Annotated in this window: 8 protein-coding genes; 3 read left to right on the top strand and 5 right to left on the bottom strand. The window is 44.1% G+C overall.

Features of this window, described 5'->3' with window-relative positions; all coding sequences use genetic code 11:
* Window positions 1-71 precede the first annotated feature (71 nt).
* From I6E86_RS13315 to I6E86_RS13295, 5 genes are all read right to left on the bottom strand, one after another.
* Window positions 72-1,835, bottom strand: coding sequence for an ABC transporter permease (locus I6E86_RS13315; protein WP_197177871.1), 1,764 nt, complete (start codon window positions 1,833-1,835; stop codon window positions 72-74).
* A complete protein-coding gene (locus I6E86_RS13310; protein WP_197177870.1) occupies window positions 1,832-3,130 on the bottom strand; it encodes an ABC transporter substrate-binding protein in 1,299 nt (432 codons plus the stop codon). Before I6E86_RS13310 ends, I6E86_RS13315 begins: the two co-directional genes overlap by 4 nt.
* Window positions 3,131-3,299: 169 nt before the next feature.
* Complete coding sequence (locus tag I6E86_RS13305; RefSeq protein WP_265090698.1) at window positions 3,300-5,348, bottom strand: FAD-dependent oxidoreductase; 2,049 nt, start codon at window positions 5,346-5,348, stop codon at window positions 3,300-3,302.
* 334 nt (window positions 5,349-5,682) lie between these two features.
* Window positions 5,683-6,087, bottom strand: coding sequence for a hypothetical protein (locus I6E86_RS13300; protein WP_197177868.1), 405 nt, complete (start codon window positions 6,085-6,087; stop codon window positions 5,683-5,685).
* Between the two features lie 446 nt (window positions 6,088-6,533).
* The gene (locus I6E86_RS13295; RefSeq protein ID WP_197177867.1) at window positions 6,534-7,067 is read right to left on the bottom strand and encodes a DUF2058 domain-containing protein; all 534 of its coding nucleotides are present in this window, start codon (window positions 7,065-7,067) and stop codon (window positions 6,534-6,536) included.
* A 321-nt stretch (window positions 7,068-7,388) separates the two neighbouring features.
* Here I6E86_RS13295 and I6E86_RS13290 point away from each other — a divergent pair, with 321 nt between their 5' ends.
* The 3 genes from I6E86_RS13290 to I6E86_RS13280 all read left to right on the top strand — a co-directional run.
* The gene (locus I6E86_RS13290; protein ID WP_197177866.1) at window positions 7,389-8,252 is read left to right on the top strand and encodes a universal stress protein; all 864 of its coding nucleotides are present in this window, start codon (window positions 7,389-7,391) and stop codon (window positions 8,250-8,252) included.
* A gap of 78 nt (window positions 8,253-8,330) precedes the next feature.
* Window positions 8,331-8,999: a cupin domain-containing protein gene (locus tag I6E86_RS13285; protein WP_197177865.1), complete on the top strand. Its 669-nt coding sequence runs from the start codon at window positions 8,331-8,333 to the stop codon at window positions 8,997-8,999.
* 1,506 nt (window positions 9,000-10,505) lie between these two features.
* Window positions 10,506-12,609, top strand: a 2,104-nt coding sequence (locus I6E86_RS13280) for an Ig-like domain-containing protein (protein ID WP_197177864.1), incomplete at its 3' end; no start/stop codon positions are given.

Below are 12,609 nucleotides of genomic sequence, written 5' to 3'. Positions count from 1 at the left end.
CTTTGGTTGCGTTTTTTAAGACTGATTATTTTAATGTTTGATAACGTTTGCTTTCGTTTATGATGAGCGTGCTATCGAGTGCCACTTCTAAAAAAGTATTTGGGTAGCATCCAAGCCAATATAAAACCGATGAGCGGTAGCGCCATTTGCATAATGGCATAGACAGCACTGGTGCGCCTACTGGCGCCATTCGCCAGTGTCACTGCTTCCGTCGTGATAGTGGCAATACGTCCGCCACCCGCCAATAGAGTTGGCAAGTACTGACCAAAGCTGATCGCTAGACCGAGTGCTATAGCAATCAAAATAGGGGCAAATAACTGCGGCAGTTTTATCTGAAAAAACACTTTAATGGGTGCAGCGCCAAGGCTGGCGGCCACATGAGCAAAACGTGAGTCTAAGCGTCGATAGCTACTTGCCAGCGATAAAAACACGTACGGCAGCACGAATAAAAGATGCGCAAATGCCACGTTAAAAAATGCTGATTGATGATTGGCCAACTGCTGTAACCAGACTAAGCCAAATAGAAACGCAATACTTGGCACCAAGAGCGGTAAGTAAATAATAAAGCTGGTGAAGTGTGACAGCGGCTTAGCACTCAGTTGCTCAGCTTCCAAGCATAACAAAGTCAGAAAAACAGCAAAGGCGGTACTGACGGCACCAATGGTAAGTGTATTGACCAGTGGTGTGCTCATTTGGGTAAAGGCACTTTGAAAATGTAATAGCACGAACTGCTCTGGTAGCATCGCCGGAAATCGCCAAAATCCTGCAAATGCCCATAGTACGAGCCCAGCGAGCGACAATATCATAAAACCAATCACGCCGACGGTAAGAATAGCGGTGATTTTTTGCCAGATAGCGTCTGCATAATGACGCTTGCCATTGATTGACGAAACACTAAACATGGCTTTGATAGCTTTTTCGCCGCCCAGCCAAAAGCCGACTAAACCTGCTGTCAGTACAAGTTGTAATAATGCCCCTGCTGATGCTTTGATACGCAATGTAAGATCGACATCGTTGAACCATTGTATGATAGAGACAGCAAGCGTTGGCGGTGTGTTAGGACCTAATATCAACGGCATCTCGACACTCGCACTGGCATAGGCAAGCACTGCCAAAATCGGCAAACGTAGAAAAGGATATAACAGAGGCAAGACCGCCTTAAAAAAAGCAGTAATCGGGTAGTAACCAAGGTTGAGCGCAACGGTATATTGCTGACGCAATTTTTTACCAAGCTCAGGTTGAGCCAGCGCGCCTAAGGCCATTAATAACAGAAAAGGTAGCTCTTTTAAAGTTAACCCCAAGATGATGCTAATGCCGTATGGATCATGCGGAAACATACCATCGGGTGCCATCTCCCAACCAGTTAGCCAAGGAGAGGTGAGCCTTGAAAACATACCTGACGGCGCAATCAAAAACCCAACGGCAATGGCGGCAGCTGCATGAGGAATGACCAAGATAGGGCTTAATAAATGCTCAATACGCTGCAACCAAACACTGTTAAAAAACGCGGCCAATATCATCAGCGCAATGACAAAGGCAAGTAGGGTGCTGATGAGTCCCGTAGCGAGACTTAATGCAGCCATTTGCGTGATGCCAGGCGTTTGCCACAGGTCTATAAACCCTTGCAGATTCAGAGTCGTTTTCTCTAGAGCAGGCACCCAGCTCAGAGCAGGTAATAGTACACAGATGAGGCCACAGAGTACCGGCAGTATTAATATGAGAATTAAGAGTTTAGGACTAAAAGACACGATGCGCGTAAACAGGTCTTTTTTCTCGAGCGTAATAGGTCTAGGGCTATCACCTTTTTTTGTTATTTTATCGAAACCGTGGCTCATGGACTCACCCCATAACGTGCTTGCCAGCCTTGCTGGATGGCCTCTACCCAGCTTGGATGCGGCTCGCTTACCGTGCTTTTAACACTGTCAAAGGGCAGGGCGCTTGGATGGGGTTGTTTGGTTTTGAATAATGCTTGTTGTGCAGGGCTAAGCGTAGATTGGACCAGTACAGTTTTATCGCCCCACACCGAAGGGGTTTGTTTTTTTGCTTGTGCGTCCGGACTCATCAAAAAGTTGGCTACCAATTGCGCGGCCTGAGGATGGCTAGCGTTATAAGGAATGGCGACAAAATGAGTATTGCTTAAGCTGCCATCACTCATGGCATAGCTGCGAATGCTTTTTGGTAAGTCATAACGCTGTACGGCCGCAGGAACCTCTGGTGCCGAAAAGGTAAAGGCGAGACTCAGCTCCGTATCATCGACCAGACGGCGCATCTGCGCACCTGTCTGTACAAACTGCTCGCCACTGCGCCATAAGGTTGGATGAAAGTCATCCAAAAACGCCCACAGCGGATCTAATACGAGCGCGGTATTTCCTTCAGTAGCCGGTAGACCTAATTGAGCGCTAGTATTCTTACCTGTACTGGCATCTTGTTGCTCATGTAGCATGACTAAGGCGTATTTTAAGAAACTCATACCCAAAAAATCCGGCGGTTTTGGATAGCTAAAGCGGCCAGGGTTTTTTGCTGTCCAAGCGGTCAACTCATTTAGAGTCGTTGGGGGTTTACTGGTTGATAAGCTGTCGTAATAAAACGTCAGAGAGGCTTGTCCCCAGGGTGCTTCCATACCATCGGTTGGCACACCAAAATCGAAATTTACGGTTGGATTATTGTCCGGATCAGTCAACGCAAAATTGGGTAGCTTATTTGCCCATTGTTTGAGTAACAATGAGTTCTCACTCATGGTGGCAAAGTTTGCGCCATTGATCCAGATGAGATCCACACTGCCTTGATTGTCATTATGAGCGGATTTTTCTGCGAGTACACGACTGACTGCTTCACTGGTGTCGCTCAATTTAACATGCACTAAGTTGATGTTGTATTTATCATCGACTTGATCGCCAACCCACTGTAGATAAGCATTAATCTGTGGATCACCGCCCCATGCATAGAAATAAACGTCTTGATTACTACCTTGGGCTTCTATCTGCTGCCAAGGTGACAAGTATTGGTTAATATTGGCATTAGTTGGCGATGCTGTGCTTGCTGATATACCAATACAAATGCTCATCACCATAGCGTAGGTGCTGTAGCGCGTAAGACGTTTGAGCATCGGTAAAGCGGTAATAACGTGCATTCAAGTTTCCGTTATGATTTAAATGTTAGTAAAGCCGGTAAAGATCTCATAGCCTGTCATATCAAACCAAACAGATACTACGAAATCTAAACCAGCTTTGTTCGGCTTTTTTTAGAGCTTTCCTACCAGTCGCATCATTTAACGATGCTTACCAGCAAACTGCCATTAACTAACCGCGACGCCAAGTATGGTATTTCTCCAGCCAGTTTAAGACGGTCTCAGGAGCGTGAGCACGTTTCCACTCACCAGCAGCGTATTTGTTGCCTTCAGCCCAAGTAGGGTAGCTATGAATGGTGCCCAATATTTTGTTGAGACCCAGACCATGTTTCATTGCTAATACAAACTCAGCGATTAGGTCGCCTGCATGCTCAGACACCACCGTCACACCCAATATTTTGTCTTTACCTTTTGGCGTAATGACTTTGATAAAGCCTTTAGCGGCGCCATCTGTGATAGCTCGATCTAGCTCTTCAAATTCAAAACGAGTAATCTCGTAATCGATACCTTTATCAATGGCTTCTTGCTCATTGATACCGACACGAGCGACTTCTGGGTCAATAAACGTAACCCAAGGAATGACACGATAATCTACTTTAAACTTCTTCAAATTGCCAAATAAACCATTCACTGCGGCGTACCAACCCTGATGGGCGGCGACATGGGTAAACTGGTAAGGACCGACGATATCGCCTGCGGCAAAAATATTGGGATATAACGTCTCTAAGTATTCGTTGGTTACGATCGTACGATTGGTTTCGATACCTAGCGCCTCTAAACCATAACCTTCAAGGCGTGCGCTACGACCAACGGCACAAAGTAGCTCATCATACTCGATATCGATTTCTGTTTCATTGTGTTTGACGATAATGTATTTTTTGTCATCACGCATCTCGCAGCGCATCGCTTGATGTGAGGTCAAAATATTGACACCGCTATCAGTGAGCGACTGATGAGCAAAGGTAGACACTTCAAGGTCTTCTTTACCCATAATGCGATCGCTCATCTCAATTTGCGTCACGTTAGAGCCTAAGCGAGCAAAGCTTTGCGCAAGCTCGCTACCGATTGGCCCACCGCCCAGTACGACAAGCTTTTTCGGGGCTTCTTCTAGCTCGGCAAACCTAGTCCATAACGTGTCACTGGTTACGTAGCCTGTTTCTTCTATACCTGGCAGAGGCGGTACAAATGGGCGAGCGCCCGTGGCAATAACGATGGTACGCGCTGTTAGGGTTTGCATGCCGCCGTCGTTCAGTTTGATTTCTACTGTCCACGGGTCAACTAATTTGGCATAGCCTTTGACCACATTGACGCCCAGATTGGTATAACGCTCGACGCTATCGTGCGGTGCGATATCAGCCACTACTTGCTGTACGCGTGCCATCACTTTTTTGAACGAAAACTGCGGTACGGTATTCTCTAACCCGTAGTTTTCACCATGGCGAATCTGATCAGCGATTTTTGCGCTCTTAATGATGGCTTTACTAGGTACACAGCCATAATTTAGACAATCACCGCCCATTTCACCTGCCTCAATCAGTGTGACTTTTGCTTTGACTGCTGCGGCAATGTAGCTTGTGACCAATCCGCCAGCGCCTGCACCAATCACAATCATATTGCGATCGAACTTCTTAGGTTTAGTATGGCCTTTATAAACACGGCGTTTTTTAAACATGTTCAACACTCCTTTTGCTATTAATGGGAAGAAACCTAATAACGCAAACGAGACAATTAAGTTGAAAGATAAAATACCCGATAAGCTGTCTATCTGTGCCAGCTGTGTCCCTGCATTGACAAAGACAAATGTCCCAGCCAACATACCGATTTGACTGACCCAGTAGTAAGTCCATGACTTGATAGCCGTCACACCCATGAGTAAGTTAATCAAAAAGAACGGAAATATGGGTACTAAGCGCAAGGTGAATAAGTAAAAGCCACCCTCTTTTTCAACACCTGCATCAATAGCTGCCAATCGCTCAGGAAAGCGCTGCTTGATGGTGTCACGCAGCAGGTAACGTGAGGTCAAAAACGCCAGTGTCGCGCCAATGCTCGATGCAAATGACGCAACGAGCAAACCTTGTACCAAGCCAAATAATGCACCAGCGGCTAGCGTCAAAATCGCAGCACCTGGTAAGGAAAGGGCAGTGACCACGACATACAGCAAAAAGAACCCACCGATGATCAGCAGCGGCGACTGCGCTTTATAGTCATTAAACTGTGCCATCGACCCTTTTAAGCCGTCAAGCGTCAATAATTGATTTAGGTCAAAGTAAAAAAAACTTGCCGCTAATATCAATATTAATAGTATTAAAAATATTCTTTTAATCATGAAAAATCCGGCCAAATAAGGGAACGAAGGCTAAAATCGTAGTTATTGCTCAAACAGTAGAACACTCATCCCTGAGTAACCCTGTTTAAGTAATGGTGGCGATCAAATCGAATCGTCTGAATCGCCTAACCACGATAAAAAGTTTAAGTCGGTAGTCTTAATAGTATATATATTGTGTCTTGTTGTCTTATATTTATACTACTGGATCAATAAGCACTGCTATCGACGTTTATACTGGGAGATTGTTTTTACCCAAGGTCAAGGTGTCATAATCTCTCATTAAGAAAAGCGCTATACAAGCTGCCAACATCGGCCAAGCGGCAAAAAAAAGTAAGTTGTCAAAAGGCGTGAGGTAGAGACCAAAGGATGCAAAAGTAGAGGCCGCGTGTAGCAATAGAATGATGCCGTATGTCCATTTCTTGAATAAACCAATTACGAACGAGAAGATAAGAATGATTTGTAAGCTACCAATGGCGTAAACAATACTGGTGCCTAAGCCTTCTAGTGCATAAAATTTAGCAAACACATTTGCGGTGTGCTCAGGGTTGATAAATTTGTCGAGCGTCCAAAAAAAGAACACAATGAAGATACCAAGGCGAAGCAATAATAGGGAAAGTGGTAGGTGTTTTGGCATAAATAATCTCTTGTTGAGAAAAACTGAAAATGAATTGAAACAAGCTAAGCAAATAAAACGGGCACTATGGCACTGGACTAATAGATAATAAACACAGGTAAAAATACGAACAATATTGAGTGATTACTCAAAAATAAACAAAGTATTACCACCAGAAGTGCTAAAAACGCATTGTAGTGGTTATTGAATGGCTGTTCAAGTTGATATATTCAAATTAGGGCAATTAGAGGATTGAGTTACCTTTTTCGACCAAACCAGCAATACTGGCTTAAAAGAGGCTGACTTTAGGTACGTTTGATGGGATATGCTGATACAAAATATGATCGTAGATAACGAGACCAATGATAAAAAACCCCACATAGAGTAGGCACTCTATGTGGGGTTTTGATTAGATAGTGGGTAATATGCTGATGATTATGACTGCTAAAACCACAAGAAGCAGGCAGTTACCACATCAAGTCATCTGGAATCACATAAGCGGCATAAGGATCGTCTTCTGCCAATGCTTCCTCAGCAGTGTCATTGGACACCACCATAAAGCCTGTCATTTTTGAATCGATACGATCTGCCAATGGACGAGGGAGCAGGGCATAGCTGTCCTCTAACCGCGCAATCACCACATGACCTGCCACGATTTGATCATATAGCTTTTGGGTAATGGCAATCTTTTTAACTTTAGACTCATCGACGAACTGATAGCTGACCTCGCCTTGTGTATCCGTAATTTGATGCTGCTTAATCATTTGGATAATATTGGCTTTTAGGGCTTTTTCTTCTAGTGCCTGCTGTTTTTCTTGATTGAGCTTTTGATCTTTCTCCAGTTTTTTTGCTTGTGCCTCTGCCAGTGCTTTTTTCGTCTCTAAGCTTTCTGAATCGCCCGTACGTTTGGCATGTTGAGTTTGCTTGCTGATTTTATTGGCTTTTTTGCTATCAACCAATCCAGCCTTTAATAATTGAGCTTGTAGGGCGTTTTTTGCCATAATCCAATCACCTAAATAACGATAGTTAAATCACAAATGCTAAAAAACATATTGTAGCAAACTTTACCAGCGCTTGTGGTTAGACAATGACCAGAGTTTATAGGCGGATCAATATAATACTCTTGCAAACCATAAGTAATGATAGGACTAGCACATTTCTGATGATGGCAAAAGCGTATACATCACTGGATGAAGCCGCCCAAATTGGTTATCATCGAATGAAGAAATATATTTTCTATAGATGTCTCCCCAATAAAAGGCGTAGCTTGGTTAAGTATGACCAGCTGTATAGGATTAAATAACTCAATCTAAGGACAGATTATGACAACATCACAGCACATTTTGGCCTGTATTGATGGCTCGGCAGTGACTGAATCCGTTTGTGACTATGCCGCTTGGTATGCCAGTAAGCTCAATTTGCCTGTTGGGATATTACACGTCAGCGACATACCGGCATCGAGCAGACGAGACTTATCAGGAGCGATAGGGGTAAACAGTCGCCAGTTTTTATTAGAGGAGCTGTCCCAATTAGATGAGCAACGCGCAAAAGTGGTCAACAGCTATAGCAATGCATTGGTACAAGATGCCAAAAGCCATGTTCAGAGCAGCTTTGCAGAGGTGGGTGTCCGTGTCTATCAACGTCACGGCAAATTGCTGCCCAGTATCGAGCATTTTAAAGAAGAAAATCGTGCCATTGTGATGGGACGCCGCGGAGAGGATCATAAGAACAGTCGGATCAATATAGGTAGTCAAATCGAAACTGTTGCCCGCGGCTCAGATATCCCTATATTGATTTGTTCAGAGAAATTTGAAGAGCCAAGCTCTTATATGATTGCCTTTGATGGTAGCAAAACCTCTATTAAGGCTGCATGGATGGTAGGCAAAAGCCCATTGTTAAAAGGCTTGAAAGGTTATATTGTCATGGTAGGTAACCATAATGATGCCGCCAAGCAAAGCATGAGTGCGGCAGCGGCGCAATTAGAAGATGCAGGATTCATTGTCGAAGCGCATCATATATCTGCTGCTGATGCCGTTGATGGACTGTTAACATTTCAACTGGAGTATGATATCGATATTATGATAGTAGGGGCGTATGGTCATTCTAAATGGCAGCAATTGTTTCTGGGTAGCACCACCACAGAAATCATCGCGAGTACCTTGTCTCCTGTAATCTTAGTACGATAAAAACTGAATGAACACCATTTCTAGGGCGTGTTCTGATTTTTTAATTAAGAACGCGCTCTAATATCTTTGGAATACTTTATGCGTCTCAATGCAGATTTTTCACAACGCGCGTCTCTAGCACCTGAATTCCATCAGTGGGTAAAATCCCCTCAAAATGGTGTCGAGCGCATCATGCTTGATCGAATAGGAGAAGAGAAAGCCCGCGCTACCAGTCTGGTACGATATGCGCCAAACTCTTACTTCCCGCATCATTTACATCCGGGTGGTGAAGAGATTTTGGTGTTGTCAGGGACTTTTTCTGCAGATGATAAGCATTACCCAGCAGGCTGGTACTTGCGTAATCCACCGACTTCAGGTCACACGCCTTATAGTGATGAGGGTGCGGTTATTTTCGTGAAGCTGCGTCAAATGTCGCCGGATGAATATGACTATGTGGCGATTGATACCCAAGATAGCGCTCATTGGCAGCAACATGGTACCCGTGAGGTTTGCCCTTTGTTTTTAGATGATAATGAGCAAGTGAGCTTACAACGTATCAATGCAGACGAGCAGCTATTCAATGAACCTGTCAGTGGCGGGGCGGAGCTTTTGGTGCTGGCAGGTACACTCATAGATGGTGGGCAAGTGTATTCGCGTGGTGGGTGGATACGTCTGCCTACCGATGAGCATCCGCAGATCAAAGCAGGCCTAGAAGGCGCTACGCTGTATCTCAAGACAGGGCATCTCGATCAAGTGATCGGGCTATAGTTAATCCTCCATAAATTAGATACGGTGTCTGTCTCGCTTAGTCTACTATTTGTCCTACTTTCACTAGACTTCCTTATATTCCAATTATATTGAACCGACCACATAGCGGATAGGTTCAATATGTTTTATGCATTCGCTATTTTTAGTTCATTCAGACAATCAATTCAGATTGCCTCCTTTATTAATGTGCTACTCGTACAGATTTTTCTTATGTACTTTGCTGCTATAGAGATAATCTGCAAATACTTGTGTCAGCAGCACAGACTCGACTTTGAAGTAAGTCAGTTATATCAATTACTTTTCAGTCGTTGGCTATTTTTTGTAGGCTCAGCCTATGGTTGAGAAAAAATCTATTTTCACTTCCTCTTTTGAAGTATCTCCGCTTAATTAAAAACTCAATCACCCATCTCTTAAACTGCCTCGATATCTATTGATACTCAGTGATGAAGAAGTGTGGTCACATTATTTGTATGCATAGCACCGTTTTTTCATTCAAACAGTAAGTGTAATTTTGTCGATTGATAATCGCTTACCTAGAATGATTAATTTAAGTACATGTCACTAAATAGGTATCAAAAATCAGCTTTTCGAGCCAAAAATAATGCAGAAAATCATCTAATTTTTCCAATTTTTTCTAATAAAATGTAGGTAAAGAGATTTTTTGTTAATTTTTTATAATATATTCAATTTTTGATATATTTTAAATTTAATAAAAATTAAACGCAGTTAAGTATTATTAAATAGTGAGGCTCTGTAGCTGTTTATTTGAAATGCCTAATTTATTGGGATGAGTAGATAGCATCTATCTTATAACAAATAACTTTACCAACTATTACAAGAGATTAAGCGGTTACTTCTAAGGGAATGTGGCATATTTCATGGCTTGATTACTAGCTGAAAAATTCAAATATAATGCCCAATATCCAATAAATTTAATATGTAAATTATATTTATTATCATGAATATAATTTACATATATATAAAACTAATTATATTGAACGATAAACAAATATAGCTATTATGAAGATAGGGTAATGAAAATGATAAGCGAATTGTTATCTTTGTAATGTATGTCTGTTTATTTTTGATTTAGATTTCTAGTAAACCAGAGCATGCATTTGTAACTTTATATCATGTGTACAGGGAGTACCGTACTATGAACAGCAGGGCTGTACTATTATCGGCTAAAATAGCCAATTTAGTAGGTTGTGAAGCGACGCAGGCAAATATGGATTTGCTTAATTCCAGTATGATCGACTCATTCAAAACAATGCCGAAAAAGATAAGTAGCCATGCTGCTTTTTGTTCCAAAAACCATCAATTTCTTTCTCTCATAAAAACATGCTCAATAGCATGTTTGCCTAAAATAAATCTCGTTTTTATTCAAAAAATATTAATTAGTAGAAATCTGTTCTTACCTCATTCAATTTGTCAAATCAGCTGTCGTCTATCGAACGGCTTCAATGACACTCATGCAAGATTAATTAACTAATCAAGGAAGATATTATGAAAAATATAATGGTTAAAGTTAATAGTCAAGTTGAGACAGTTGCTGAGTATCAAATTGCTACGCAAAGTGGTGCTGCTAAAGTTATTCAAGCTGTCGATAAAACCAATTATGAGCTTTTTGATCTGGACGCTGGGCAAGCACCAAAAAATATTGTCACTAAACGTATGGGTAAAGATCTTCATATTTCATTTGAAAATGAAAGTATCGACTCTGACCTGATTATTGAAGGGTTTTATGACGGTATTGATAGTGCATTGATAGGTATCACGGAAGATGGTAGCTACTCCTATTATGTGCCAAACACTGGCGAAGCAGTAGATGCGGTGACTGAGTTGCAACCCGGTGATATTGAAGGGCAGACACTTGGTGGAGATTCACAAGCATCTCCTTGGTGGATAGGCGCTGCAGATGGCTCTAATGCTATGCCTTGGCTATTAGGTTTAGCGGGTATAGGTATTGCAGGTGCTGCACTCTCTGGCGGTGGTAGTAACAACAATAACGATAACGATAACGATAATACCGCTCCCGATGCACCAACTGTCGATCCTATCACAGGAGATAACATCATCAATGGCAGCGAAGCAACAAATGGTTTTGATGTCACGGGTACAGGTGTTACTGGTGATACGATTACTTTAATAGATGGTAATGGCAACGTTATTGGGACTGCTACCGTCGGTGCAGATGGTACGTGGAGTATTCCGGTTGATCAAGATGATGTGGACGTGATGGGTGAAGGGGCAGAGCAGTTAACCATAACTGCAACAGATCCTGCTAGTAATGTCAGCGACCCTACGACTATAGATATCAGTGTAGATACGATGGTGCCTGCCACACCGACTCTCGAAATTAATGAAAATGGAACGGAGATTACAGGGACTGGAGAGCCTGGTGCTACGATCGAAGTAGACACTGACGGTGATGGTGAACCCGATTATACCGCTGTAATCGATGGTGATGGTAATTATAGTATCGATACGAGCAGTAACCCATTGATAGATGGTGAAACGATTACGGCTATTGTCGTTGATACTGCGGGTAATGAAAGCAATCCAATTAGCATGATGGCACCGGACATAGATGACGCCGACGCTGATGCCGACGCTGATGCCGACGCTGATGCCGACGCTGATGCTGATGCCGATGCAGACGCCGATGCCGATGCCGATGCCGATGCAGACGCCGATGCCGATGCCGATGCCGATGCCGACGCCGATGCTGATGCTGATGCTGATGCTGATGCTGATGCTGATGCAGACGCCGATGCTGATGCTGATGCTGATGCAGACGCCGATGCAGACGCCGATGCAGATGCAGATGCCGACGCTGATGCCGACGCTGATGCCGACGCCGATGCTGATGCTGATGCTGATGCTGATGCTGATGCCGACGCCGACGCTGATGCCGACGCTGATGCTGATGCTGATGCTGACGCTGATGCAGACGCTGATGCCGACGCTGATGCAGACGCTGATGCAGACGCTGATGCAGACGCTGATGCAGACGCTGATGCTGATGCTGATGCTGATGCTGATGCTGATGCCGACGCCGACGCCGACGCTGATGCCGACGCTGATGCTGATGCTGATGCCGACGCCGACGCCGACGCTGATGCCGACGCTGATGCCGATGCCGATGCCGACGCTGATGCTGATGCCGACGCTGATGCCGACGCTGATGCTGATGCTGATGCCGACGCTGATGCCGACGCTGATGCCGACGCTGATGCTGATGCTGATGCTGATGCTGATGCCGACGCTGATGCTGATGCTGATGCCGACGCTGATGCTGATGCCGACGCTGATGCTGATGCCGACGCTGATGCTGATGCTGATGCCGATGCTGATGCTGATGCCGATGCAGACGCTGATGCCGACGCTGATGCTGATGCAGATGCCGATGCAGATGCCGACGCTGATGCCGACGCTGATGCCGACGCTGATGCCGATGCCGATGCCGATGCTGATGCTGATGCTGATGCGCCCGTCATCAATGCAGTCACAGGTGATGACATTGTGAATGCGGTTGAAGCAGGTGCTGGGTTTAATGTGACCGGCACTGGTACCGCAGGTGACACCATCACCTTAACCAATGAAGCAG

It is taken from the genome of Psychrobacter sp. SWN149, from assembly GCF_015864565.1.
Classification (GTDB): domain Bacteria; phylum Pseudomonadota; class Gammaproteobacteria; order Pseudomonadales; family Moraxellaceae; genus Psychrobacter.
This window is presented reverse-complemented; position numbering and strand designations above follow the sequence as displayed.